The organism is Flaviaestuariibacter amylovorans, from assembly GCF_039541815.1.
Lineage (GTDB): Bacteria > Bacteroidota > Bacteroidia > Chitinophagales > Chitinophagaceae > Flavisolibacter > Flavisolibacter amylovorans.
This window is the reverse complement of record NZ_BAABGY010000019.1, coordinates 1-25313: the sequence shown is the minus strand read 5'-3', so window position 1 is coordinate 25313 and position 25313 is coordinate 1. Positions and strand designations below refer to the sequence as shown.

The window sequence follows — 25313 nt, the reverse complement described above, 5'->3', positions numbered from 1 at the left end:
CGTGTGCCAGAGACTTCTGCACACACGCGACCTTACTAATAAACCAATAGACCAATAAACAAATAAACGCCTCCCCCTTAGCCCCTTCTTTTCTTAGCGGTTAAAAAAACCTTCTTCCACTTATCTGACCTTCTTCCACAAAAGGACGAGTGGTACCCAAAACGTTAATCCTCCGCAAAATCTCCCGTTCTTCCCGAGCCCGCCGGGGTACTCTTCTTTTCTTAGCGGTGAAAACACTTCTTTTCCTTCAGTTACCTTTACGCAAGCCGGTGCTGTGGTGCAAGCTGAACCGTAGTTCGCTTTCACCAATAGACCCATAAACAAATAGACCAATAAACTTTTCATGTCTCAAGAACGTACCGAAGTAGGCTCGCTCGGCGAATTCGGCCTCATCGAGCACCTGACCAAGAACATAGAATTCCAAAATGCCTCCAGCCTGCTCGGCGTGGGCGACGACGCCGCCGTGATTGACCATTATGGCAAGCAGACGGTGCTCACCAACGACCTGCTCATCGAAGGCGTGCACTTCGACCTCATGTACACCCCGCTGCGGCACCTGGGCTACAAGACCGTGGCGGTGAACGTGAGCGATATCTACGCCATGAACGCCACGCCCACCCAGATCCTCATCGGCATCGCCTTCTCCAACCGCTTCTCGGTGGAAGCGCTCGACGAGTTCTATGAAGGGGTTTACGCCGCCTGCGCCCGCTACGGCGTCGACCTTATCGGTGGCGACACCACGTCGTCGCAGAAAGGCTTCATCATCTCCTGCACCGCCATCGGCGAGGTGGCGCCCGACCAGTACGTGCAGCGCAGCGGTGCCCGCAAGGGCGACCTCCTCTGCGTGAGCGGCGACCTCGGCGCGGCCTACCTGGGCCTGCTGCTGATGGAGCGCGAAAAAAAGATCTACCTCGAGAACCCGCAGATCCAGCCCGACCTCGAAGGCGAGAAGTACATCGTGGGCCGCCTGCTCAAGCCCGAGGCCCGCAAAGACATCGTGGAGTTCTTCGCTACGGCCGGCATCCGCCCCACGGCGATGGTGGATGTGAGCGATGGCCTCTCCTCCGAGGTGCTGCACCTCTGCAAGCAGAGCGGCGTGGGCGCGGTGCTGTATGAAGACAAGTTGCCCATCCACGACGACACGCGGCAGGCGGCCTTCAAGTTCAACTCGGAAGCCACGGCCTGCGCACTCAGCGGCGGCGAAGACTACGAGCTGCTCTTCACCATCCCGCAGGACGACTACGAGAAGATCGGCAATATGAACGACATCTCCGTGATCGGCTATATCACCGACGCCGAGGCCGGGGCCCATATCGTAACGAAGGGCGGCAACAAGCACGCGCTCACCGCCCAGGGCTGGAATGCCTTCGGGGGACACGGATCCTGATGCTCCCAGCTGTTACGACGCACCATGGTGTGTCGCGACCTATAGTCGGATCGCGATTCCCCTCGTAAAGAGGGCTTGCCATCCGACCACCTGTAAAGACGCACCATGGTGCGTCTCCTAAAGAAAGTAAAATGCCGAACGCACGCGCCTGTGCTTTGTGGGGACTGATCGGGATGTTGCTGTGCAGCTGCGCGGCGCGCAAGGAGTTCGTGGCGGGTAAGAAATACGCGCCCGAGACGCTGCGTGCCGACTACCGCGTGTTCCGGGCCGTGCTCGAAGACAGCCACCCCGGCCTCTACTGGTACACCCCGCGCGACAGCATGGACGCCTACTTCCGCAAGGGCTACGACATGATCACCGACTCGCTCACCGAAACGCGCTTCCGCGCCGTGCTGAGCTATGTGCTGGCGCAGGTGCATTGCGGCCACACCTCGGTGCGCCCCTCCAGAGCCTACGCGCGCTCGGTAGGTGGCGGCATCTCCTTCCCCGTCAACATGAAGTTCTGGCCCGATACGGCACTGGTGACGAGCAACACGCGCGACTCTGTGCTGCCCCGCGGCTCGCTCATCACCGCCATCGACGGGCGCCCTATGAACCGCATCGTGGACTCGCTCTTCCAATACCTCTCGGGCGACGGCTGGAACCGCACGCACCTCTACCAGACCCTGAGCAACCGCGGCGGATTCGGCGCGGCCTTCATCCCGGTGTTCGGCTACAAGCCGCGCTACCAGGTAAGCTTCATCGACACACTCGGCGTGCCGCGCACGGCCTCCGTCAACCTCTTCCTGCCCGCGCGCGACTCTGCCCGAGGCGCCGACCCCGAGCGGCCCCGCACCCGCACGCGCGAGCGGGGTCCCTCGCGCCGCGAGCGGCGGAAGCTGATGCGCGACTTCAACCGCAGCCTCCGCATCGACGCGGCCACGCAGACGGCGTACATGGACCTCGCCACCTTTACGAAGGGCTACGGGCTGCGCGGCTTTTTCCGGCGCTCGTTCCGCCAACTCAAAAAAGAAGGCGTGCCCCACCTCGTGATCGACCTGCGGAGCAACGGCGGCGGATCGGTCACCAACTCCAACCTGCTCACCAAGTACATCGCCAGCAAACCCTTCAAGATCGCCGATACGCTCTACGCCGTGCAGCGCAACAGCCGCCTCCGCGACTACCAGGCGCACGGCTTCTGGAACAACCTCTTCCTGCACTTCATGACCCGCAGGGAAAAAGACGGCAACTACCACTTCAAATATTTCGAGCGGCACTATTTCAAGCCAAGGAAGCGCTGGCATTACGACGGGCAGGTGTATGTGCTCACCGGCGGCAACACCTTCTCGGCAGCGACGCTCTTCGCCGGCACTGTGCGCGGGCAGGACAACGTCACCGTTGTGGGCGAGGAAACAGGCGGCGGCGCCTATGGCAACAATGCCTGGCTCATCCCCGACGTAACGCTGCCCAATACCGGCGTGCGCTTCCGCCTGCCGCTCTTCCGCCTCGTGATCGACCGCACGCAGCGGAAAGGCTACGGCGTGTTCCCCGAAGTGTATGCAGGTCCCACGATGCCGGCCATCCGCGCGGGCCGCGACTTCAAGCTCGAAGTGGTGAAGGAGATGATCCGCAAGCGGCTCGATACGATGGCGCGAAAACCGTAATTGTTCTCCTACTCCAGCATCCGCCGCAAGCGGCTACGTGTCCTAAAGTGGAACGGGGGTTTCATCCCGCTGTTGGCGGGACAGGTTGCGGCGACGCTCCCGAAGCCTCGGGAGGCGCGGAGCACGCAAAGCCATTATCCTGCCTGCGGCAGGACGTTCACACGGCGGCACGGCGGCACGACGTTGCTTGATTGAAAAGAGAAAACTTCAGTATTAGTGGCGTCGTCATGCTTACACGTCCACCGAGCGGAGCGCCCGGGGCGGGGCGTCATTGCGAGGAAGCAGGCGCCGGCGTTACGCGTGAGGCCAGAACGAAGCGGCCCACTGCACCTAATCGCTACACTGTAACCGGCACTTGTTCTTTCGAACACTCCGCGTAACGTAGGAGATTGCTTCGTTGATGTCCGCCTCCGGCGTCCATCTGACTCGCAATGACGGTACTCCACGTAGCGCATTGTTTCCCGCGTGCCCCGCGCCTCCCGAGGCTTCGGGAGCGTCTCTGCGAGAAACCCGCGTTGTTCTTTGAAGTAAGCCAGCCGCTTGCGGCGGGAAGTGTTAGGCTCCACGGTTATGACCTTGCACTCCCGAAGTCACAGGAGCGAGAAATCCGCGTTGGAGGTAAGCCGGCCGCTTGCGGCAGATGATCGTAGAACGTTACACCGGCAGCGAAAAATCATCCGCGTCCTTCCAGAACGGCAGCTTCTGCCGCACGGCCTCGAGGTGGGCTTTGTCGAGCGTAATGCTGAAGACGTCCTCCTCATGGGCCTTGTGGTAGAGCACATCGCCCATCGGGTCCACCACCATGGAGTCGCCGCTGTGGTAGATGCCATTGCCGTCTTCACCCACGCGGTTGACGCCAATGACGTAGCACTGGTTCTCGATCGCGCGTGCCTGCAGCAACGTTTTCCAGGCCCCATTTCTACGCTCGGGCCAGTTGGCCACGTAGAGCAGCACGTCGTACTCAGGGGCCGCCGCCTCGCCGCGGTGCACCTGCTGCCGGCTCCACACCGGGAAGCGCAGGTCGTAGCACACCTGCAGCTGCACGCGCCAGCCGTTCACCGAGGCAATGAGGCGCTCGCGGCCGGGCGTGTAGTGCTCGTGCTCGCCGGCATAGGCGAAGAGATGCCGCTTGTCGTACTGCCCGATGGTGCCGTTGGGCAGCACCCACAGCGCACGGTTGAAATAGCGGTCGCCCTCTTTGATCATCAGGGAGCCGGTGAGGATGATGCGCTGCGCCCGGGCCGTATCCTTCATCCACTGCACCGTAGGGCCGTTCATCTCTTCGGCGAGGGCCTCGGGCCGCATGCTGAAGCCGGTGGAGAACATCTCGGGGAGCACCACTACCTGGCCGGGCTGGCTATGGGCGCGGATCTTTTCTTCAAAAGCGAGCAGGTTGGCGGCACGGTCTTCCCAGTGCAGGGCGGCCTGAATCAGTGTGACGGGGAGTGACATGACTGCAAGTTAAGCGGGGAGCAACAACCGGAAGCTGCCTAGCTGTTGCCGAAAACGAGCTTGCCGATGCGGACCACTTCTTTCTGGTCGGTGAGGCGCAAGGAGATCACTTTTCGCCGCTGGTTCGGCCGGCCGAAATCCGTGAACAGCTCGGCCTTGATGGTGATGGGGCCGCCGAGTGTCTGGCGGCTGTCGCCAAAAAGGTTCGCCTCGATCTCGTAAGCGCCGCCGCCCGCCTTTCTCAGCAGGAATTCCTCCGGACCGTAGCCCTGCGTCGCATCCCGGGAGATGCGCCCGCCGAGTGCCGTACCGGTGTTTTCGTACGAGCATTTCTCGCCCCGCGGGTCAGTGACCCAGAGGTCGATGTCGGAGTTGTCGGCACTCCAGCCGATCACGATCCGAACATCTACGGGCATAGCGCGCACGAACCGGGGGTCGATGCCGGTGAGGTCGATGGCCTTGCCGTGGATGCCGATCAGGGCATTCATCTCGCTCAGGGCCACCTGCCGGATCCCCGCGAAGCGGTCGTCCCAATCGCCGGTGGCCACCTGGTAAAGCAGGTGCACGGCCTTGTTGTGATCGCCGGCGGCACTGCAGGCGAGGGCCAGGTCGCGGTAGGCCTGCGGCTCCTCTTCGCGCAGCTCGAGCAACTCCCGGTACGTAGCCAGGGCCAGGGCCTGCTGCCCGAACTCCTGCAGCTGCTCGGCCATCACCCGCAGCAGCTCGGGATCCTCCAGCCTCAGCTCCGCGATGTTCGAAAGCACCTGCACCGCGATCGCTTCCTCGTTCTGGGCAAAGAAGAAGCGGGCAACGTCGACGTAAAAAGAGGGCTGCCGGGCGTATCTGGTTTTGAGCGCACGGTATCTTTCGAAGCGGTCGGCGGGCGCCGTGGCTTCCAGCTCGGCGAGGTAGGGCGCATCGGCCTTCCATTGCTGCACTTCGATGGCTGAAGCGGCTACGGTGGAAGACGGCTCCGCCACCTTGCTCAACTCCACCCGATCAAGGCTCACTGCCTCCAGCTGCACTTCCTCGACCTTGGCGTCCTGGGTATAGTTGAGCATGGGCTCGTGGGGCCGCGCCGGGGTCGGAACAGCGTTGGCCGCCGCAGCGGTGGTGGTGCTATCGGCGACGACCGCCGCGTCGCTGATCACCGGGGGCGTAAAACGGGTTCCCGTTTCAACCTGCGCGTCTGCAGGGCGCTCCTTGCGCGGGGGCGCCTGCCACCAGGCCACCAGCTCCTGCATCGCCGTTTCGGCCGCCGCCACGCCCTCCTTCCGCCGGTCCTGCGCCACGCTCTTCTTCTCTTTCATCAGGGCGAGGTACTCCGGCAGCAGGTCGGCCGGCGGAAGGATCTCGTGCGTCACATAGTCTTCCACCCGGTCGAGCACCAGCAGCGAGGTATTCCGGGTAACGATGGAGAACTGCTTGCCGAGGCGGGTGATCGCCTCCTTGTTGGCTTCGGGGCGCAGGTCCAGCTCGTTGATCTGCATACCGGCCCAGATCCTGCCCACCCCGGGCGCCGGCGCTTGCTCTCTGCGGAGGAGCACCGTTTGCCGGCTGCTGCGGGTGCTGCCGAAGCCGAAATGGAGCGTAAGGGTCGCCGTGTCGCGCTTCAGGATGCCCGCCACCGCAAAGCCGCGGCTGACTCCGGATTGCACCGGCGTCACCAGCGAGTCGATGGCGCCGGCATCGTAGTCGGCGCCGAGAAACTGCCGGTATTCATGCACCAGCTGCACCGCCGCCGCTTCGGGCTCCGCTGCGCCAAGGTCCACGAAGCGGCCGCCGCTTTGCCGGGCGATGTATTTGAGGTAGGAAAAGTCGGCGCCGGGCGAAGAGCTGACAACGGTCACCGGTGTCGCGGAAAGACGGACCTCCTTTTCCCCGAACGTAGAAATACCGTCGGTCAGCAGCCAGTGCTCGTCGGCCGGGAAGCGCTGCAGGTCGAGCGCGCCGAGCTGCGTGCCGCCGTCGTTGGCCGCCGTCTTTTCCAGGTGGGCGATGAGGGCCGCCGCGTCGCCGTTCCGGACGGTGAAGACCGATTCGGAAAAAGTGCGGACGGCGAAAGGCACCACCGTTACCCGTACGTTGCCGATCGCCGACAGGTAGCTCCGCAGCAGGGCGATCTCTTTTTCGGTGTTGCGTTGCGCCGCCGAGGCCGAAACGTCCCAGAAGAGCGTCAGCGACCGCGGCAGGGCCCGGGCCCGCAGTGCGCTATCGGCCGGCAGGTAGGCGTAGAAATACGTTTCCTTGCCGCGGGCCTCGGTATAAACGAGCGGCGCCTCCTGGCCGAGGGGGATGTTGAAGGCGAGGCCATTCGTGGGCTGATAGTTCTCCCGCTGCAAAGAGGCCTCCCAGCCGGCGTCGCCGCTGCGGAAGGCGAAGCCGTCTCCTGCTACCACGCGCGGCCGCGCGGCGGGCAGTGCCACGGTGGCGGTGACCGAGAACTGGTCCAGCGGATGGCCGGCGGCGAGGGGCAGTGCGTAGGCGAGGCCGGTGGCGGATGCCGGAAGCGCCTCCTCGATGCCGATCAGGACGCGCTTGTAGCCGCGGGCGGGGATCGGGTAGATGCGCGTGCGGAAATGGTTGCCCTTTGTTTTTTCTACCAGCCCCGGATCGATCTGGCCGCGCACGGTCTGCTCGAAGGCCACCCGCGCTTTCGCTTTTTCCACGACCACGCCCTCCCGGAGCTTGTCGTCGATTTCCAGGGCATAGCGGCTGATCGATTGCCCGTCGGCCAGGGGGAAGTCGAACTCGCCTTCCAACAGCTTGTCCTGATCGTTATAAAAGGTGATGTCGTAGGTGGTGGTGGCGATATGGCCCGTTACCTGCACATGCACCAGCAGCCGGCTGAGCCGGAGGCTCCGGCTCCCGCTGTCGTGCGCGACCTGGAGCATGGGCAGGGTGCCGGGCACCGATTGATGCACTTTGGCCACATCGGCACAGGAGCCGAGGGCGAGCCAGGCGCACAAGCAAAGACATAGGAGGCGATTCATATGCGGGTGTTTTGGATGTAAGGCTTAGATGTAAAAGCGCGCCGATTACATAAACACGGGGCGCAGGCTATGACGTACCTCCCCGGGGGCTTGCCCGAAACCGGCAGCCAGGAGCACCACGCCGGCCCTCGTGGCGATCTTTTTTCGCCCGATCTTCGCCGGGCCATGAACCGCTTCCAGCCTTTTTCTTTCGATACGCTCGGCGAGCTGACGGAGTTCCTGCCGCCGGATCAGCGCAAGCTGCTGGAGCGCCTCCGCGCGCTCGTGCTCGAGTGCATCCCCGACGCCACCGAGAAGCTGTCGTACAACGTGCCGTTCTACAGCCGCCGCACGCGCATCGTCTTTATCTGGCCGGGCGCCGTGGGCTGGGGCGGCACCTCCGAAGGCGTGCAGCTTGGCTTCTGCCGTGGCAACGAGCTCGCCGACGATGGCTACCTCGAGAAGGGTACGCGCAAGCAGGTGTACATGAAGACCTTTCACCGTACATCCGACATCGACGCCGACCGGGTGCGCGCCCTGCTCTTCGAGGCGCTCGACGCCGACGAGGCCGCCTGGCGGCGGAAGAGGAAGTAGCACGCAGAAGGAGTGGCACGCGGAAGGCGCGGAAAACGCAGAAAATTATTGGAGGGAGGCACTTTGTTTTGGGATCATTTCCTGAGTGCCAGGATTGCCTAGGATGGATCTTGGTTTTTCCATTCGCGGCCGTCTCCAGGTGGCCGTTTTTTTAAAACGCGGAAGGAGCGGCTGCCGGGGCAGCCGGTGGGTGAGGTTGCTTCAGGAGGGAGGGTGATCGTTGCGTGATTCGGATGGGCACTTTGAACTGCGCTTGCCTTCGCTTTTATTCTTCCCTCAAATCCTACCGTCCATCTTAATCAGGAGCTCGCGGCTGTGAAAGATTGGTGCTATCCTATCGGCGCGCATCGTATGGATCATAAAAGATCTGCGTTCCTTCTCTGGCTGCTCCATTAGCTCCGGAGCACACTTGTCCGGCTGGGCGAGCCCCTCGCCGCAACCTCCATTTGACAACACTCTTTTGTCAGGCTGAGCGAAGTCGAAGCCACCCCATTCTCCCATTACCCCATTAGCACATTATTTACTTGCCAGCCGCTTCACGAGGGCGCCCACGAGCTCGTATTCATAGCCTTTCTGCATCAGGTAATCCTGGGTCTTTTTCTGGCGCACGAGGTATTGCTCGCCCTTCAGGCTTTCCCAGCGCTTTTCGGCCACGCGCTCGAGGGTGCGGTGGTAGTCTTCTTCAGGGATCTCCTTCATGGCGATGCGGATGCAGTAGTCGCTTACTTTTTTTTGCTTCAGCTCGTACAGGATCTTTTTGCGCCCCCAATCCTTCATGCGGAACTTGCCGCCCGCAAAGGCCTTGGCAAAGCGCTCCTCGTTGAGGTAATCGTCTTCCACGAGCGCCGACAGCACCTCGTCGTGGTCGGCGCGGCGCACGCCGAGGTCCCACAGCTTCTGCTGCACCTCGCTGTGGCTCCGCTCCTGGTAGGCGCAGTATTGGCGGAGCTTCTGCAGCGCCTCCTCTTTGCTGAGCAGCTTCTTTTGCATCGGGATAGCTGTAGAAAATTCAGGGCCAAAGGTCGCACCGGGCCAGCAGCGCCGCAGGCTTTCTTAAAAAAATGGCTGCCTTCACGGGCAGCCATTTTGTTCTATCTGCGGACATCCTTTAGATCATAAGAATCTGCGTTCCTTCTCTTAGCGCAGCAGGTTCACCGAGCCCTTGCGGGTGAGCACGGCACCGTCGGTCATGGTGGCGCGGAGGGCGTAGATGTACACGCCTTGCGGCTGGCGGACGCCGCGCACGGTGCCGTCCCAGCCCCGGGCAGGGTCGGTACTTACGAAGAGGGCGTTGCCCCACTGGTCGAACACGCGGAACTCGATGGAGGCGATGGAGGTGCTGTAGGCGCGGAGCTCGTCGTTTTTTCCGTCGTTATTCGGGGTGAAGGTGTTGGGCACGTACACCTGGTTGTCGGCAGGCGTGGCCGATGCCGGCGCAGAGAAGGGGCTGTTCTGGCAGGCTTGTCCGCCGAGCGCCTTCACCACGAGCGCGACCACCTGGCCCGGGGTGGCACCGGTAACGGTGTGCGTGGTACCGGTGGCGCCGGAGCTCGGCGCTGCCGTGGTGGCGCCGCCGTTGGTCGACACGAGGTAGCCCGTGGCGCCGGGAACGGCGGTCCAGCTGAAGGTGACGCTGTTGCTGGTCAGGGAGGTTACGGTCACCACCGGGGCCGGCAGCACGGCCAGGGGCGTCACGGTGGCGGCGGCGCGCGAGGGGCTCGTGCAGCCCGCGCCGTTCGCCGCCTGTACGTAATACGTGGTCGGCGCTGTGATGCCCGGCGTGGTAAACGAACTACCGGTAAACAGGGCAGTGCCGCCGGTAGCGGCCGCAAACCAGCTGTAGGTGATGCCTGCCTGCGGCGCCTGCACGTCGAGCTGGGCAGCAGCTCCCGGGCATACCAACACGTTGCCCACCGCGGGCGCGGCCGGCTGCGGCGTCACGGTAACGGTGACGGGCACGCGCGCTGTGAGGAGGCAGCCGGCGCCGCTCATCGCATCCACGTAATACGTGGTCGTAGCCGACAGTGCCGGTGTGGTAAAGGCCGTGCCCGTGAAAAGCAGGGTGCCTCCGGTGGCCGCGTTGTACCAGGTATAGGTGGCGCCCGCCTGGACGTTCGTGATCGTAAGTGTCACAGTAGCCCCGCCGCAGACCGTGGCCGCCGTCACCGTGGGCGCGGTGGGCTGGGGATTCACGGTAACGGTAACGGGGGTACGCGTAGCGGCGCTGCAGCCGGCGCCGTTCACGACGTCGAGGTAATAGGTGGTGGTGGCGCCGAGCGCGGGTGTGGTGAAGGTGGTACCGGTAGCGAGTGCGGTGCCGCCGGTAGCGGCCGCATACCAGTTGTAGGTGTTTCCGGCCGCGGCTCCCTGCACGGTAAGGGTAGCGGTGGCGCCGCCGCAGATGGTCGTGCCAGTGGCCGCGGCGGCCGCCGGCAGGTCGTTCACGGTAACGGTTACGGAGCCGGTGTAGGGGCAGCCTGCCCCGTCGGTGCCGGTGACGGTGTAGGCGGTGGTAGCGGTGGGCGATACCGTTACGGTAGTGCCTGTGAGCCCGCCGGGGTTCCAGAGCGCGGTGGCGATGCTGCCCCCGGTGCCGGTAACGCTCAGCTGGGTGCCGGCGCCGCGGCAGATCGTGGCCGGGGCCGCGGCAACGCTCGTCGTTACGGTGGAGGCATTCTGGGCAATGGTCACGGTTTGGGTGCTGCTGCAGCCGAACGCGTTGGTGATGGTGGCGGTGTAGCTGCCGGCGGCGAGGTTGCTGGCGCTGAGGCCCGTCTGCACCGGCGTGCTGTTCCAGCTTACGGTGTAAGGACCCGTGGTGCCGGTGATGAGCAGGGTGGCGGAGCCGTTGGCCGTGCCGCAGCCCGCATTCACGGTGGCCACCGACACGCTCTGGCTATAGGCCTGCCCCGACACGGCCAGGATCACGGCGTTGGGGAAGGGCGCGTTGCTGCCGGTAGTGGTATTGTTGGTCAGAACTACCTCGGTCACGTTCTTGAGCTGGTCGGTGCAGTTCAGGTTGAAGTCGACGTAGTAAAAGCGCGGGTTGCCCGGAAGCCCGTCTTGCCCATAGGGCGCGGCAGCCACGCGGTTGATCCGGCCGAAGCCGGAGGTTACTACGTTGGTAGTGGCGAAGAACCAGTCCGACACGGAGCGGCTCGCGGCGTACACGGCAGACGTGCCGTCGGCAAAGCGCAGCGTGATGTTGATGGTGCTGGCGCCTTCGGTAGAAAAGGCCAGCAGGCTGAGGCGGCTGTAGGCGGCCGGCGCCGCGAGGGCGAGGCTCCGCGATACGTTGCGCATCAGCGTGAGCGCATTGTTGCCGGTATACGGCGCAAGCTGGTACTGCCGCACGTTGCCCGGGTCGGAGATGAGCCCCGAGCTCACCACGCCGCCCGGGATGCCTGCCGCGGTGGCGAAAGCCTGGGTATACATGATGTGGTTGGTGGCGTCGAGCACCGTGTCGGTGGTGGCTACAACGCTGGGCGCCGCTTCGGCAAAGATGTCGTGGTTGAAGCCGGTCACCGGGATGGGCGTATAGGTCTGTGCGCCGGCGGCCACGACGCAGCAGAGGGCCGCGCCGAGAAGAGGCAGATGCTTGCTCATGGGCAATTAGTTGTTAGTGGTGTGTTGAAAACGCGATTCGGGAGTTCGCAAGCAGACGTTCTAAGGTAGGGAAAAGCAACTTACCGGGCATGCCTGACCGTGAGGCGCCGCTCCGCGCCGTCGCCCGGAAAAGCAACTGCCGGTGCACCGGCAGCTTCATCGTTCGCCGGGAGCTCGCGTCCTCACCTGCCTGCGGCTACCGGATCACCGTCACCGTGCCCTTGCGCAGCACGCGCTGGCCCTCTTGTCCGACGCCCTCGGCGATCCACACAAAGCTGAAGCCGCCCTGGAGCGTGCCCTTGTATGTGCCGTCCCATCCGCGCGCCGAGTCGGTGGTTTCAAAAACGAGCGCGCCCCAGCGGTTGTAGATGCGGAAATACCGGAAGGCGCGGATGCCGCGCGGCACCGCGTGCAGGCGGTCGTTGCGCCCGTCGTTGTTGGGCGTAAAGCCGTCGGCTACGAGGATGTCCACCTCGCTGTATGCCTTCGCCTGCAGGGTGTCGGTAACGACGCAGCCGTTGGGCAGCAGCATGCCGATGCGGAAAAGCTCGTCGCTGTCGGTAAGCAGCACCGGGTTGGCACTGGCAGGATCGCTGAGCGGGGCGCCGGGCGTCCATGTATAGCGGGCGCCGGCAAGCAACCGGGCTTCAAGCTGCTGCGGCCCGCCGGCGCGCACCCACACGTCGGGGAGGCGCTGCGCCGCGGGCGCCGGCAAAATCGTTACCGGCCGCGTCAGCGAGGCCGTCGCTGCAGAACAGGCGGGCAGCGACACCTGCAGGGTCACGGTATAGGTGCCGGGAGTGGCGTAGCGGTGTGCCGGTGCCTCGGCCAGGGAGCTGTTGCCGTCGCCAAAGGTCCAGCTGTAGCGGAGGGCGCTGTTGCCGGCCGGGTTGCGGAAACGCGCTGTCGCATGCTGGCAGGTATCCGCCACCTCAAAAGCAACTGCCGGCGTCGGCGGGAGCCGGAGCGTTACAAAGCCGGGCGCCGGCGCGCTGCAGCCGGCGGCATTCGTCACCTGCACGGTATACCGGCCGGGCCCGGTGGCCCCGAACAGGGCGCCGGTAGCGCCCGCGATCGGGACCCCGTTGACGCTCCATTGGTAGGACGTCCCCCCCGTAGCATGGAGCGGCACCGGCGTGCCCGGGCAGAGCACCGAATCGGCAGGGCGGAGGAGCAGGCCTTGCGGGGCGGGATGCACGGTAATGCTGAAAGTGCGCGCCGGCCCGGGGCAGCTGCTGCCAGCACTGGTTACGGTGATCTGGGCACTTGCAGGCGCATTGCTGCCGTTGCTGGCCACAAAGGCCGGCAGGTGGCCACTGCCAGCCGCGGGCAGCCCGATGGCCGGGTTGCTGTTGGTCCAGCTGTACGCGGTGGCGCCAGTAAAGGGAGGCGGCGTCGCCAGCGCGCCCGCGCAATACTGCTGGTCGGCCACGAGCCCCACGGCTTCGGGGGCCCGAACGGTGACGGTGGCCGTGCCGCTGCCGGCCGGGCAGGCGCCACCGGCGGGGAGCGCATACACCACGGAGTAAGTGCCGGGAACAGAGCCGCTGAGATCGATGAGCCCGGTGGCGGTCGAAAGGCTGAGTCCTGCAGGGGTGGCACTGAAGCTGCCGCCGGCAGGGCCGGTGAGTGCTGGCGCTGCCGTGCCGCTGCCCGCGCAGAGGGGGCCGCTGCCATAGTCCAGTGTAACCGCGGGCCGTTGCTCGATCTGTACCGTGGCCGTCGCCGCCGTGCCACCACAGGGGTAGGCGTACGAAACGGTATAGGTGCCGGGAAGCGAAGTGCCGAGGTTGATGACACCCGTGGCCGCATCGATGGCGAGGCCGGAGGGCGCGCTGAAGGTGCCGCCCGGGGTGCTGGTTATGGTTGGTGCCGCCGTGCCCGGCCCGCCGCAAAAGGGGCTTCCGTCGTAGCGGAGCGTAGCCGCGCCGGCCGGCTGTACGGTGATGGTGAAGGTGCGGGGCGTACCGGCGCAGCCGGGCACACCGGCCATGGTCTCGCCCAGGTTGTAGGAGTTGTCGCCCGACCGGAGTACGGCCGCCAGCTGCCGCTTTTCCGTATCGAAGACGAGCGTAGCGGCGGCGTTGCCCGAGGTGCCGGCATAAAGGCGGCCGGGCTCCCCGGGCACTACTCCAAGGCCCGCCGGCGTGGTCGACCACGGGGTCGACATCTGCCCGAGGTGCGCCCCGGTAAGCGCGTCATGGATCAGCACGCGGTACTGGTCCCATGAGGAGATGTACAGCGTATTGCCGTCGGGCGATACCGTAAGCGCGCCCAGCCAGAAGTCGCCCACGTCGATGGTTTGCTGCACCGAAAGCGTTGCCGTGTTGATCACCCGCACAATGCCGTCGTACACGATCGGTACGTAGAGGCGCTGGCCGTCGGGCGACAGGGTCATGTGCTGCGGACCCGAGTTGAACACCAGCGGCCGGTTGCCCACGGTGATCCTGCGCTCCACCAGCAGGGTGCTGGTATTGATGGCGGCCACGTAATCGGACGCCGGTACCGAGGCAAAGGCATAGCGCCCGTCGGGGCTCAGACGCACGTCGTAGGCTGCGCCGCCCACGGGCACCACGGCTTCAAGGGTGAGGGGCTGCGCCCCGTACACGTACACGCCGTCGAGGCAGGCCACGAACAGGCGGCGCCCGTCGGGCGAAACGCGCACGCCGGCGGGCTGATCGCCGAGCAGCGTCGTTCCGATGGTGGCGCCGGTCTCGGTGTCGAGGCACAGCAGCTGGCGGTGAAAGCGCGTAACGAGGTAGAGGCGGCTGCTGTCGGGCGACAGCGCGCTGAACAACGGCTGGAAGGGCACGGTCTGCCGGCGCTCCACGCTGTCGTTGGCGGTGTTGTACACGGTGAGCGACGTACTGCCGTAAGCCGGCGCAAAGGCAAGCACCTTCCGGGCACGGGGCGTTACCGTGATGGTGGCCGTGATGGCCGCGCCGGTGGTATTGACCGGGGTGAAGGCCGGTATCGGGCCGCGCCCGGAGGCCGGCAGCCCGATGGCGGGGTTGCTGTTGGTCCAATCGTAATAAGCCGCCGACCCGGTGAACACGACCGGCGCCGTGGGCGTGCCGCTGCATACGTCCTGGCTGGCGGGCGGGTCGGCTTCGGGGCGCGGGGTGATGGTGAGCTCGGTGTGCGCTTCGCTGCAGGTGCCGCCGGGGTAGGTATACGTGATGCGGTATTTGCCGGGGACCGACAGGCCGAGGTCCACGACGCCCGTGGCGGGGTTGATCGACACGCCGGGAGGCGCGCTGAAGACGCCGCCGGCGGTGCCCGTGATCACGGGGCTGACGGTGCCGAGCGCGCAAAGCGGCGCCGGGCCGTAGCGGATGAACGTGGCGACGGGGCGCACGGTGATGGGGCTGGAGAGCGTCCACGAGCTCCAGAGGGTGTCGTTGGATTGGATCTGGATGCGGTAGTTGCCGGGGGCGATGACGTTAGGCAGGCGCACCTGCATGCTGCCGGAGCCGTGGGCACTGAGGGTGCCGATGATGTGCGGGTGGTAGGTGTTGCCGGTGGCGGGAATGAGCCAGGCGGCAAATACGTTGCCCGGCTGAAGCCCGGTGGCGGTGTAGGTAACCGTAAGCGGCGCACCCGGGCACACGGTGGTGGCCGACACGCCGGTGACGTCGATGCCCGGAAAGTTGAATTGGGCGTTGGAGCTACCGCAAAGGGCCAGGGAAAGGGCAAGCAGGCACCAGCGTTTCGGCAGGAAGCGTCGTCTCATAACAGGAGGCCGCAAGGCAGGAAGCGGCGTCCAAAACTATTCATTCAGGCTCTTCGGCCACCCCGCCGGCCCCGCTTTCTACGCGAATTGCGGCAGCGACGGCTTAACCGGGTAAATACGGGAATGAGATGCCCGTCGGAGCACCGCTTTGAGCACGTGGCCGCCATCGGCGGGCGCGCTCGCGCGCAATACCGCGGTTGCCGCGTCCACACGCGTCCCTGCCGGGCTATGCTTCCTCGAGCAGCTCGCGGCAGCCGTACTCTTTTTCCAGCAGCTGGTCGTAATAGTCGGCTTTCTGGAACAGCTTGCGGAACATGGCCACGCCGGATTCCTTGGTCATATCGAGGTCGTACATGATGCAGCTCAGCACGATGCTTTGCTTCAGGCAGCTCAGCACGAGGCCGTCGAGCCCGAAGTTCTCCTGGAGCAGGAACTGGTAGAGGGGCTTGATCCGGCCGGTGTCCGAAGGTAGCAGGCAGAGGTAGGCATCGCCCGCCACGAAGAAGTTCTCCGGGTTGTAGTTGATCTTGATCTTGGCCGTGCCTTCCTTCACCGTCCAGTTGTTGACCCCGTCGCGCGCGAGCTTCACATCCTTGCCGAGCTCCTTCAAGATCTCCTCCACCGTTTTGGCTACGCCCACGGGCTTTGCCTCCTTTTCGGGCAGCTGCGGGAGCTTCACCTCCGTGCCGCAGAAGGGGCAGTACTTGGTGGCGTCGATATTGGTGGGCGTTACGAGGGTGTCGCAGCTATGACAGCGCGTGGAGGGGTCGCCGCGATGCGGGTTGTAAAGGGCCAGCGCTTCGCGGAGGTAGCTCACCGGGAGGGCGAAGCCGAGGTTGTCGCCGCCACGGATGATGAACGAGTTGACGCCGATCACCTCGCCGCTCTTGGCCACGAGCGGGCCGCCCGAGTTGCCGGGGTTGATGGCGGCGTCGATCTGGATGTACTTGATGCCGTCGCGGATGCGGTCAGCTTTGGAGATCACACCCTGCGTGGCCGTGTAGTTGAGCCCGAACGGGTGCCCGATGGCCACCACCACGGCGCCGTCGTGCACGTCTTTATAGTCGCCGAGGCGGATCTCCGGGATCTGTACCTCGGCGGGCGGCTGCAGGAAGGCGAGGTCGTGCTTCTTGTCGGTGTACCACACGCGCGCCAGGCGCCGCTCGAAGTTGCGCCCGGCGATGGTCACCTCCGCGTTCTTGCCCACCACGTGCTCGTTGGTCACGATGAGGTCGAACTCCTTTACGTAGAAGCCTGTGCCCGTGCTCGTCTGCGTCGCGATCTGGATGATCGCCGGCCGGTAAAGCTCTATGATCTGCTGCGTGTTCAAAGTCTGTTTATTTGTCTATTGGTCTATTAGTTTATTGGTAACGCGGTACCTACCAACCGTCCAAAACCTTTCAATGCTCTATTGCCGGGTACCTACCAACTGCCCTGAACCTTTCTAAACCCTCCTGAACCTCTCTGAACCTTTCTAAACCTTCATCAGCACATTACCCCATTAGCACATTCGCTATTTCGTTTCCATATTCAGGAACTCGATCTCGCCCGTGAAGCTCTGGTTGAAGCTCACCAGCGAATCGAACTTGAGCTTGTCGGGGCGCATCTTCATATCGGGATACTTGCCTTTCCAGGCCTCCTCGATCGATTCCACGGCCTTCAGGATAGCGTCCTGTTTGAATTCCTGGGTCTCGGGGTTGTAATACTGCACCGGGAAGCCGAGCTCGGTAAAGAACGTCGGGTAGTTCACCATCATGAAGAGCTGGAAGAACTCCGTGAGCGGGCGGGGCAGGCTGTAGGAATACTGGCAATAGGCAAAGCCGTACTCCGAGATCTTGGCCGCGATGGCGAAATGCTTGTTCTCCTTGTACCAGCCGATATTCTGGTTGGCGTTGTAGATGGCGTCCGACACCGTCTTGTGCGCCTGCGGCAGCACGATGGAGAAGGTATACTTGCTCCGGAACAGGTAGGGAAACACCTCCTCGCGGCTGCGGGCGGCCAGCTTCCCGAACTCGTCCACCATGTCCTGGTTCTTCTCGGTCACGGGGCGGTCGTCCTTCTTGAAGTAGATGTCCACGATCTTCTCGATGTTCAGTAACAGCTTGCCCTCAGGCACCAGCAGGAAGTCGATGCGGTAGGCAAGGGCCAGCAGGAGGTAGGCGATGCCGCCGGAATACTTGTCGGCGTCCACCGTCTCGATGAGCTCGAGCGTCTCCTTGATCCAGCCCTGCAGGTGCCGGTACTTGACCTCCTTCTCTTCGTCGGGGATCGTGACCACGTGCTCTGTTTCCACCGGGAGCAGGGCCGTGAAGTCCTGCACCAGCAGGTCGTCCTGCTTGTCGGCCTTGGTGGCGAGCTCCTTCAGTCCGTAGTAGAGCTTGGAGGGTGAGGCCGTGGCGATGTCGGAGTCGAAGAGCATGCAGAGGCGCTCGTCTTTGAGGGCGTAGCGCGTGTAATAGAGGGTGAAGTTCATCTCCAGCAGGCGCCGCATCACGGGCACCGAGGGCTGGGGCATGGCGGCGAGGGGCACCTGGGCCTCGAACAGCTGCCCGTTGTAAAAGCCGCGCACGATCTTGGAGCCCTGCTGGATCACGAAGGTACCGCTGCTGCCGTCGGCGCCGGGGCTGTGCTGCACGTTGTCGGCCAGCTCGTCGCGGAGATAGTCGAAGAAGGCCTGGATGCTTTCGTAAACCTTTTTCTCCTTGAAGAGGGCCTCGGCCTCGTTCCAGCGCTCCACCTTGGCGAGGGGCTTGTTGTTGTCGGAGTAGCGGCCAAAGGTGATGGCAGGGGCAGGGGCGGCACCCGGTGGGGGCAGCGGCTCCTCTTCCTCCTTCTTCCGTTTCCAGCCGAACATTTTCTCCAACATAGAATCCCTGCTTTTTCCTGGTGACCAAGGCCGTGCCGTGCGCGCTTCTGAAGGCCCGGATGCTAACTGCTTCAAAATACGGGCCGTACGTGGATTAAATGTACGGCGGCGGCGCTCATTTTGATTGGCGGAGCTTGCGGAAAGAAGGGTTTTAAAAGGTTTTGGGGGTTTTATACGTTTTGAAGGTTGGCAGGAACCCCTCTGCAGGATGCCGGAGGGGCGATCCGGTCCTGAAACGGGCAGTGGCCGGGCGGTTCGTTGCCGGTGCCGGAGGCGGCTTTGTTGATAAAATCATGTTCGCGCCCGGATGCCACCATCGTACTTTTACTTAGCTTCGCCCATCCCGATAGCCTGCCCGTCGGGGATAAAATCTCTGATCCCATGAAGTTTATTGTTTCGTCTTCGCAACTGCTGAAACAACTCCAACAGATCTCCGGGGTGATCAACGCCAACACGGTGCTGCCCATCCTCGAGGACTTCCTGTTCGAGGTCGACAATGGCAAGCTCACCGTGGTGGCCACCGACCTCGAAACAGTGATGCGCATCCAGCTCGACGTGGAGGCCCGCGAGACCGGCAAGGTCTGTATCCCTGCCAAGATCCTCATCGACTCGCTCAAGAACATCCCCGACCAGCCGCTCACCTTCACCATCGACAAGAACTTCGGTGTGGAGATCACCTCCGACAACGGCAAGTACAAGGTGATGGGCGAGAACCCCGACAACTTCCCCAAGGAGCCCGCCGCCGAAGACGCGACCTCCTTCACCATGCCCGCCGAGGCCCTGGTGACGGCGATCAACAAGACCCTCTTCGCCGTGAGCAACGACGACCTGCGCCCCGCCATGACGGGCGTGTTCTTCGAGCTCAATAAAGACTTCATCCAGTTCGTGGCCACCGACGCCCACCGCCTCGTGCGCTACAAGCGTACCGACGTGAGCTGCCCGCGCAACGACTCGTTCATCGTGCCCCGCAAGCCGCTGAACCTGCTCAAAAGCGCCCTGCCCGACAACGAGGACGAGCTCACGGTTTCCTACAACGGCAACCACCTCTTTGTGAAGCACGGCACCACGCAGATGAGCTGCCGCCTCATCGACGCCCGCTTCCCCGACTACAAGGTGGTGATCCCCGCCGACAACCCGTACAAGATGGTGGTGAGCAAGGCCCTCTTCCAGAGCGCCCTGCGCCGCGTGAGCGTGTTCTCCAACAAGAGCACCAACCAGGTGGCCCTCGCCATCACGGGCTCCGAGCTGAGCCTGTCGGCCCAGGACATCGACTTCTCCTTCGAAGGCAACGAGCGCATGAAGTGCCAGTACGACGGTGAGGACCTGACGATCGCTTTCAACGCCCGCTTCCTCATCGAGATGCTGAATGCCTCCGAGGGCGACGAGGTACGCGTGGAGCTGTCGACCCCCACCAAGGCCGGCATCCTGCGCCCCACGGATGCCGACGACAACGAGGACCTGCTGATGCTGGTGATGCCGCTGATGCTCAATCAGTAACCTCACCCCCAGCCCCTCTTCGGGAGAGAGGGGAGAAGTAACATAAAGAGTAAGGGTCGCTTTCGGGCGGCCCTTACTTCTTTTGGGAACCATTCTGAAAGCGGGTGCCGGAGAGAGAAGGAACCCCTAACGGGGCAAGCTCCGGATTATACGGATTTGATACGATGAACGCGGATGATTACTTGTGCGTGGTCGCGTTGTGTCCTGCTTCATGCCGGCTGTAAGTAAGAGCTGTTTGTACGATATCGGGGGCTGCGTCGAAAACAGCCTTACCAATAGACATTAGACATCTCCCCTTAGCGAAACCCTTAGCCCCTTCTTTTCATAGCGGTAAAAATCCCTTCTTTCCTTGTCCTGCCTTCTTCCTCCCGGATCTGTTAAACCGCCCACTGCCCATCTTTAAAATCGGTAAATTGCTCCTATGAATTTCGTGGCCGTATCCGCTTACCTCAATTACATCGATGCCCACATCGCCCAGGCGCAGCTGGAGGATGCCCACATCCGCTGCTGGCTGAAGGACGAGCATACGGTCACCACCAACCCGATGTTCACTAATGCCGTGGGGGGCATCAAGCTGATGGTGGCCGAGCCCCAGCTGGGCCGCGCGCAGGAGTTGCTGCAGGCCATCGAGGCGGAGCGCCGGCGCCATGCCCGCTGCCCGCTCTGTGCCGGCGGCAACATCGAGTGGGTGCATACGCCCCGGAAAACTGCCAACAATGTGGTGAGCGCTGCGCTAAGCTACCTGTTCGGCAATATGGCCCTCGCCCCGGATAAGGTGCAGCATTGCTTCGATTGCGGGCACGAGTGGGATGAGATCTGAAAACAATTAAGAGTGCGATAACGGGTCCTGCCTTGCGGCGGGACTTTTTGTTGCGTGGTACGGCCGCAAGCGGCCTGCGTTTCTCAAAGCGGCACGTGGGTTTCACGCGGAGACGCAAAGACGCGGAGGCGCAAAGATTCGGTCCTGCCTGCGGCAGGATTTTTTTTGCTGCATGATATGGCTAAGCGGCCTGCCTTTTTCAGAGCGGAACGTAGGTTTTATTTCGCCACTGGCGGGACAGGCTGCAAAGACGCGGAGACGCAAAGGCGCAGGAACACCAGTTTTGCAACAGGCGGAGTGACCGAAGCTGGGCGTCATTGCGAGGAGGGTGAGCGCGGAAGGCGAACACCCGACGAAGCAATCTCCTACGTTACGCGTAAGGCAAATAAGGAGCCCGCTGACCTACAGACGACACCGCGTCGCAAGCTTCCGCTTTCCAGCACCCAGCGTAAAGCGTGGTTGCGAACACTCCGCGTAAAGCGGGAGATTGCTTCCTCACGCCTCCCTTCGGTCGTCGCTCCTCACAATGACGCAGAGTCCGCAATGACGGCCGGTGGGCCAATTGACAAAACGAGGCCGCCTGCGGCCGGTACAACCATTATTGGCGCCGTATGAACCCAGCAAGCCCGCTTCAGCGGGCGAAACTTGACGAGGCGGACAAACACGAAAAAGTCCCGCCTCTTTCGAAGCGGGACCTCTTTTTATCACACTGCCCAAATTCCCTCCCTCCTGGAGAGGGCCGGGATGGGGTGTTACGCGTTCTGGAGTTCCTTGATCTTCTCGCGGATCTTGCCTTCGATCTCGTCGGCAAGGGCGGGGTTGTCTTTCAGGAGCGACTTCACGCCTTCGCGGCCCTGGCCGAGCTTGTCGCCATTGTAGGAGAACCAGCTACCGCTCTTGTTCACGATGCCCATTTCCACACCCATGTCGAGGATCTCGCCGATCTTGGAGATACCCTCACCGAACACGAGGTCGAATTCGGCCGTACGGAACGGGGGCGCCACTTTGTTCTTCACCACTTTCACCTTTACGCGGTTACCGATGGCCTCTTCGCCGTCCTTGATCTGCGTCATACGACGGATATCGAGGCGCACGGAAGCGTAGAACTTGAGGGCGTTACCGCCGGTGGTGGTTTCGGGGTTGCCGAACATCACGCCGATCTTCTCGCGCAGCTGGTTGATGAAGATACAGATGGTGTTGGTCTTGGAGATGGTAGCCGTAAGCTTCCGCAGGGCCTGCGACATGAGGCGGGCCTGCAGACCCATCTTGGAGTCACCCATCTCGCCTTCCAGTTCGCCTTTCGGAACGAGGGCGGCCACGGAGTCGATCACGACCACGTCGAGGGCGCCGGACAGGATGAGGCGGTCGGCGATCTCGAGGGCCTGCTCGCCGTAGTCGGGCTGGGAGATCAGCAGGTTGTCGATGTCGACACCCAGCTTTTGTGCATAAGCAGAGTCGAAGGCGTGCTCGGCGTCGATGATGGCGCACATGCCGCCCTTCTTCTGGGCCTCGGCAATGACGTGGGTGGCCACCGTCGTTTTACCGGAGGATTCAGGACCGTAGATCTCGATCACCCGGCCACGGGGAAGACCGCCGATGCCCAGGGCCGCGTCGAGGCCGATGGAGCCGGTGGAAACAACCTCCTGGGTCTGCTCACCACGTTCGTTCATCATCATCACGCTGCCCTTACCAAAATCCTTGTCGATCTTGTCCATGGTAAGCTTCAGCGCCTTTAATTTTTCAGCGTTTGACATTGTAGTACTCGTTTTGTAGTGTTAGTGAAACAGGACTCCGAAAGTGCACATTCCGCAGCCGGTTCCGGGATTGATTAATTGATTGTAAAGCTAATGAATTTAGCAAAGGGAACCTTGTTTTTTTCCGGGTTTTTTGGTCAAAAAAATGGTAAAGAAACCGCTGGGAAAAACACTACTTTGTGGTGAGAAAAACAACACATGCCGTCTGCCAGCAAACCCGCCACCAGCAACGTTTTGGACTACCTCGACTCGCTCCCGGAATGGAGCCGCATGCTGTGCTCGGAACTCCGCCGTATCATCCTGGCTGCCGACCCCTCGCTCACCGAGGAATGGAAGTGGGGACCGCACTACTCGGGCAACGGCATGGTCTGTGGCTGGGGCGCCTTTCAGAAGCACGTGAAGCTCACCTTTTTCAACGGCTCGGCGATGCCCGACAGCGCGGGCCTCTTCAACCACTGCACCGACAACGAGTTCAGCCGCAGCATCAAATTCAATCCCGGCGATGCCCTCGACGAGGCCCTGCTGACGGCCTATGTGCGGGCTTCCGTGGCCGTCAATAAAACCGGCTTCCGGCGGGTGGTGGCGCCCCGCGAAGACGCCGTTCCCGACGACCTCCTGGCAGCTCTCCGTAACAACAAGGCTGCCGGCGCCTTTTTCGACGCCCTCACGCCGGGCTACAAGCGCGAATACATCGAGCTGGTCACCTCCGCCAAACAGGAAAAGACCCGCCTTGCCCGCATCGAAAAGGTCCTGGCCGCCTGCGCCGCCGGCCGCAAGCCCAATGATCAGTATAAGAAATAATGGGGTAATGGGATAATGGGGCGATGGGATAATGCGTTCTTGTGATGACCCTGTCGGCATATGTTGAAAACGAGCTTAATCCTCACCTTGCTCTTCCAGGCGCTTTCCGGAGCCGCACAATTGTTTTCATACGCTGAGCTTGTTCGCGATGCCATCTGCAGCATCAGGGACGAGCCTGTGATCACATATGTAGATAGTTCTCTCGGCTACTACCAGCCGTTCAGCTACTTTGCCCGGAAGGGGCGGGTGGAGGGCCATTTGCAACTGCGGGCACCCGAAAAAACGGCGATGGTGTTTACGCGGGCAGAGCTGGCTGCCATCGACCACCAGATGGCTTCGGCACCGCCACGGCTTTGGCCCCTGCAATTGTTCGCAAATTCAGTGCGCATACCCACCGATTCAACACATGTCCTTCCTCACTACATGAGGACAACCGAATTTGCACGAAATCGTCAGTACCGGTACTATTATCACCTGAGTGCACCGGTATCGATCCGAAACGGAAGCGTAGTCATTTTCCGGATGGCCGAAATGATCCACCATTCTGCGGGCTACGACTTTCTCTTTATCTATGTGTGTGAGCAACAGGGATGGAAACGCCGGATGACCATTAGGGCAGGCGCCTGGTAAGCTCCGCCGACACCTAAAAAAAAGGACAGCGCAGCCCAACCTTTCTAAACCTTCCTGAACCCTTCTAAACCTTATTACCCCATTAGCACATCACCCCATTAGCACATTCTTCCTTATCTTTGGTATCGACAAAAACTGCAATATGAAAAAACTGCTCTTCTCTGCCCTGCTGCTTGCTTCCCTCGGCGCCACCGCTCAGGAAGCCACCGAGATCCCTTCCGCCGCCAAAGGCGTGACTTATGGCGCCGCCCTCAGCAAAGCCGACGCCGTTCCAATGGACCAGCTCGAAGCCAAGCTCACGAACGGCTCGTTCGAAGGCAAGATCCAGGGTAAGGTGAAGGAAGTATGCCAGACCATGGGTTGCTGGATGAAGGTCGAGAAGGCCGACGGCAGCACCATGATGGTGAAGATGAAGGACCACTCCTTCTTCCTGCCCAAGAACATCGTGGGCCACACGGTGCAGATGGACGGCGTTGCCCAGGTGAAGACCGAGACCGAAGCGAAGCGCAAGCACTACGCCGAGGACGCCGGCAAGAGCAAGGCCGAGATCGCCAAGATCAAGGGCGACAAGTCGGAGCTCCAGTTCACCGCCTCCGGCCTCGTGGTGATCGACTAAGGCTTTGGAAGGTGAAGTAGTGTTTCTTCACCGCTAAGAAAAGAAGTAAAGAAGGTATTCGCTAAGATAGAGCCCCGCTGACGCGGGGCTTTTTTGATAAGCCGATGCCGGGCCCCATCCAGAGGCAGAGCCACGCTCTTTAGAAACGGACAGTGCCGGCGAAGCGGACGCCGGAGAGAAGGAACGCGGATGGAACGGATTTGATAGGATAAGCGCAGGTGGATGCATCAGACAGCGTCACCTTCCTTACTCTTCCGAATCATAGCCTTAAGATCTTTTGGTACGATAAGAAAGGCTGCGTCGAAAACAACCTTACTAATAGACCAGTAGACAAATAGACCGTACGCTTAGCGAAACCCTTAGCTTCTTAGCTCCTCCTATGTTTGCTTTTTGGTTGTTTGACTAAGTTAGTGTGTTATTTATGAAGTGAGAGGCGGGGGAGCGATTTGCGTCCAAGTAGCTCAGGAAGCATGCTGTCGCAAAGAGTTCGCCCCCCGCTTTTTTCCTGCCCGGAGTCTGAACAGAATGTAAGGACCTGCCTTTTGTGGCCGGATCCTGGATACCGCATCGGGAGAAAAGGCGTCAGGTGGGTATACACTTCATCTTTTACCAACCCTTTCATCCTTATTTCTTATGCAACACGTACTCAAGCAGGCCTGCGGCATCGATGTCAGCAAAGACGAACTCGTGGTCACTTTAGGAAGACTCACCGACACCCTGAAGGTGGAGCTCTACGCCCGCAAGACCTTCCCCAACACCGGCACGGGCTTCACGGGGCTACAGCACTTTGTAGCCAGGCATACCCTCCCCGATCTTCCCACCCGCCACGTGATGGAGGCCAGGGGCTGCTATCACGAGGAGCTCGCCTTCTTCCTCCACGACAGGGGTGCGGAGGTCTCCGTGGTGCTGCCCAACCGCATGTCGGCCTACCTGCGCACGTTG

At 62.3% G+C, this 25313-nt stretch carries 17 protein-coding genes; 9 read left to right on the top strand and 8 right to left on the bottom strand.

Features of this window, described 5'->3' with window-relative positions:
• The first annotated feature begins 343 nt into the window (after positions 1 to 343).
• On the top strand, positions 344 to 1387 hold the full coding sequence (gene thiL, locus ABD937_RS22760; RefSeq protein ID WP_345258326.1) for a thiamine-phosphate kinase: 1044 nt from the start codon (positions 344 to 346) through the stop codon (positions 1385 to 1387).
• 131 nt (positions 1388 to 1518) lie between these two features.
• Positions 1519 to 3030 carry a S41 family peptidase gene (locus ABD937_RS22755; protein WP_345258325.1) on the top strand — a complete coding sequence of 504 codons (1512 nt, stop codon included), beginning with the start codon at positions 1519 to 1521 and terminating at the stop codon, positions 3028 to 3030.
• A 654-nt stretch (positions 3031 to 3684) separates the two neighbouring features.
• Here the strand turns inward: ABD937_RS22755 and ABD937_RS22750 are convergent.
• Both ABD937_RS22750 and ABD937_RS22745 read right to left on the bottom strand, forming a co-directional pair.
• Positions 3685 to 4482 (bottom strand): amidohydrolase, encoded by a 798-nt coding sequence (locus ABD937_RS22750; RefSeq protein ID WP_345258323.1) that lies wholly within the window; start codon positions 4480 to 4482, stop codon positions 3685 to 3687.
• Between the two features lie 38 nt (positions 4483 to 4520).
• Positions 4521 to 7475 (bottom strand): VIT domain-containing protein, encoded by a 2955-nt coding sequence (locus ABD937_RS22745; protein ID WP_345258322.1) that lies wholly within the window; start codon positions 7473 to 7475, stop codon positions 4521 to 4523.
• A gap of 69 nt (positions 7476 to 7544) precedes the next feature.
• Between ABD937_RS22745 and ABD937_RS22740 the strand changes: the two genes are divergently transcribed.
• A complete protein-coding gene (locus tag ABD937_RS22740; RefSeq protein ID WP_345258321.1) occupies positions 7545 to 8048 on the top strand; it encodes a DUF1801 domain-containing protein in 504 nt (167 codons plus the stop codon).
• A gap of 516 nt (positions 8049 to 8564) precedes the next feature.
• Here ABD937_RS22740 and ABD937_RS22735 read toward each other — a convergent pair.
• From ABD937_RS22735 to ABD937_RS22715, 5 genes are all read right to left on the bottom strand, one after another.
• Positions 8565 to 9038, bottom strand: a complete 474-nt coding sequence (locus ABD937_RS22735) for a regulatory protein RecX (RefSeq protein ID WP_345258319.1) — start codon at positions 9036 to 9038, stop codon at positions 8565 to 8567.
• A gap of 147 nt (positions 9039 to 9185) precedes the next feature.
• Positions 9186 to 11654: an Ig-like domain-containing protein gene (locus ABD937_RS22730; RefSeq protein WP_345258318.1), complete on the bottom strand. Its 2469-nt coding sequence runs from the start codon at positions 11652 to 11654 to the stop codon at positions 9186 to 9188.
• Between the two features lie 196 nt (positions 11655 to 11850).
• Entirely contained in the window at positions 11851 to 15387 is a 3537-nt protein-coding gene (locus ABD937_RS22725; RefSeq protein ID WP_345258317.1) for a PKD domain-containing protein, read from the bottom strand.
• A 226-nt stretch (positions 15388 to 15613) separates the two neighbouring features.
• Positions 15614 to 16717 (bottom strand): trypsin-like peptidase domain-containing protein, encoded by a 1104-nt coding sequence (locus tag ABD937_RS22720; protein WP_345258316.1) that lies wholly within the window; start codon positions 16715 to 16717, stop codon positions 15614 to 15616.
• A 183-nt stretch (positions 16718 to 16900) separates the two neighbouring features.
• Complete coding sequence (locus ABD937_RS22715) at positions 16901 to 18253, bottom strand: type III secretion system chaperone family protein (protein ID WP_345258314.1); 1353 nt, start codon at positions 18251 to 18253, stop codon at positions 16901 to 16903.
• A 381-nt stretch (positions 18254 to 18634) separates the two neighbouring features.
• Between ABD937_RS22715 and dnaN the strand changes: the two genes are divergently transcribed.
• Together dnaN and ABD937_RS22705 are read left to right on the top strand one after the other, a co-directional pair.
• Complete coding sequence (gene dnaN / locus ABD937_RS22710; protein ID WP_345258313.1) at positions 18635 to 19750, top strand: DNA polymerase III subunit beta; 1116 nt, start codon at positions 18635 to 18637, stop codon at positions 19748 to 19750.
• 421 nt (positions 19751 to 20171) lie between these two features.
• Positions 20172 to 20570: a putative signal transducing protein gene (locus ABD937_RS22705; protein WP_345258312.1), complete on the top strand. Its 399-nt coding sequence runs from the start codon at positions 20172 to 20174 to the stop codon at positions 20568 to 20570.
• Between the two features lie 752 nt (positions 20571 to 21322).
• Here the strand turns inward: ABD937_RS22705 and recA are convergent.
• Complete coding sequence (gene recA, locus ABD937_RS22700; protein WP_345258311.1) at positions 21323 to 22324, bottom strand: recombinase RecA; 1002 nt, start codon at positions 22322 to 22324, stop codon at positions 21323 to 21325.
• A gap of 198 nt (positions 22325 to 22522) precedes the next feature.
• Between recA and ABD937_RS22695 the strand changes: the two genes are divergently transcribed.
• The 4 genes from ABD937_RS22695 to ABD937_RS22680 form a co-directional block, all read left to right on the top strand.
• Positions 22523 to 23125, top strand: a complete 603-nt coding sequence (locus ABD937_RS22695) for a YdeI/OmpD-associated family protein (RefSeq protein WP_345258310.1) — start codon at positions 22523 to 22525, stop codon at positions 23123 to 23125.
• Positions 23126 to 23185: 60 nt separating this feature from the next.
• The gene (locus tag ABD937_RS22690; protein ID WP_345258308.1) at positions 23186 to 23755 is read left to right on the top strand and encodes a hypothetical protein; all 570 of its coding nucleotides are present in this window, start codon (positions 23186 to 23188) and stop codon (positions 23753 to 23755) included.
• A gap of 142 nt (positions 23756 to 23897) precedes the next feature.
• Complete coding sequence (locus tag ABD937_RS22685; RefSeq protein WP_345258307.1) at positions 23898 to 24371, top strand: DUF4920 domain-containing protein; 474 nt, start codon at positions 23898 to 23900, stop codon at positions 24369 to 24371.
• Between the two features lie 633 nt (positions 24372 to 25004).
• The coding region (locus ABD937_RS22680; protein ID WP_345258306.1) for an IS110 family transposase at positions 25005 to 25313 on the top strand (309 nt) is incomplete at its 3' end.

Coding starts and splice junctions, on each gene's coding strand:
- thiL (WP_345258326.1), top strand. CDS start 344: ATGTCTCAAGAACGTACCGAAGTAGGCTCGCTCGGCGAATTCGGCCTC.
- ABD937_RS22755 (WP_345258325.1), top strand. CDS start 1,519: ATGCCGAACGCACGCGCCTGTGCTTTGTGGGGACTGATCGGGATGTTG.
- ABD937_RS22750 (WP_345258323.1), bottom strand. CDS start 4,482: ATGTCACTCCCCGTCACACTGATTCAGGCCGCCCTGCACTGGGAAGAC.
- ABD937_RS22745 (WP_345258322.1), bottom strand. CDS start 7,475: ATGAATCGCCTCCTATGTCTTTGCTTGTGCGCCTGGCTCGCCCTCGGC.
- ABD937_RS22740 (WP_345258321.1), top strand. CDS start 7,545: ATGACGTACCTCCCCGGGGGCTTGCCCGAAACCGGCAGCCAGGAGCAC.
- ABD937_RS22735 (WP_345258319.1), bottom strand. CDS start 9,038: ATGCAAAAGAAGCTGCTCAGCAAAGAGGAGGCGCTGCAGAAGCTCCGC.
- ABD937_RS22730 (WP_345258318.1), bottom strand. CDS start 11,654: ATGAGCAAGCATCTGCCTCTTCTCGGCGCGGCCCTCTGCTGCGTCGTG.
- ABD937_RS22725 (WP_345258317.1), bottom strand. CDS start 15,387: ATGAGACGACGCTTCCTGCCGAAACGCTGGTGCCTGCTTGCCCTTTCC.
- ABD937_RS22715 (WP_345258314.1), bottom strand. CDS start 18,253: ATGTTGGAGAAAATGTTCGGCTGGAAACGGAAGAAGGAGGAAGAGGAG.
- dnaN (WP_345258313.1), top strand. CDS start 18,635: ATGAAGTTTATTGTTTCGTCTTCGCAACTGCTGAAACAACTCCAACAG.
- ABD937_RS22705 (WP_345258312.1), top strand. CDS start 20,172: ATGAATTTCGTGGCCGTATCCGCTTACCTCAATTACATCGATGCCCAC.
- recA (WP_345258311.1), bottom strand. CDS start 22,324: ATGTCAAACGCTGAAAAATTAAAGGCGCTGAAGCTTACCATGGACAAG.
- ABD937_RS22695 (WP_345258310.1), top strand. CDS start 22,523: ATGCCGTCTGCCAGCAAACCCGCCACCAGCAACGTTTTGGACTACCTC.
- ABD937_RS22690 (WP_345258308.1), top strand. CDS start 23,186: ATGTTGAAAACGAGCTTAATCCTCACCTTGCTCTTCCAGGCGCTTTCC.
- ABD937_RS22685 (WP_345258307.1), top strand. CDS start 23,898: ATGAAAAAACTGCTCTTCTCTGCCCTGCTGCTTGCTTCCCTCGGCGCC.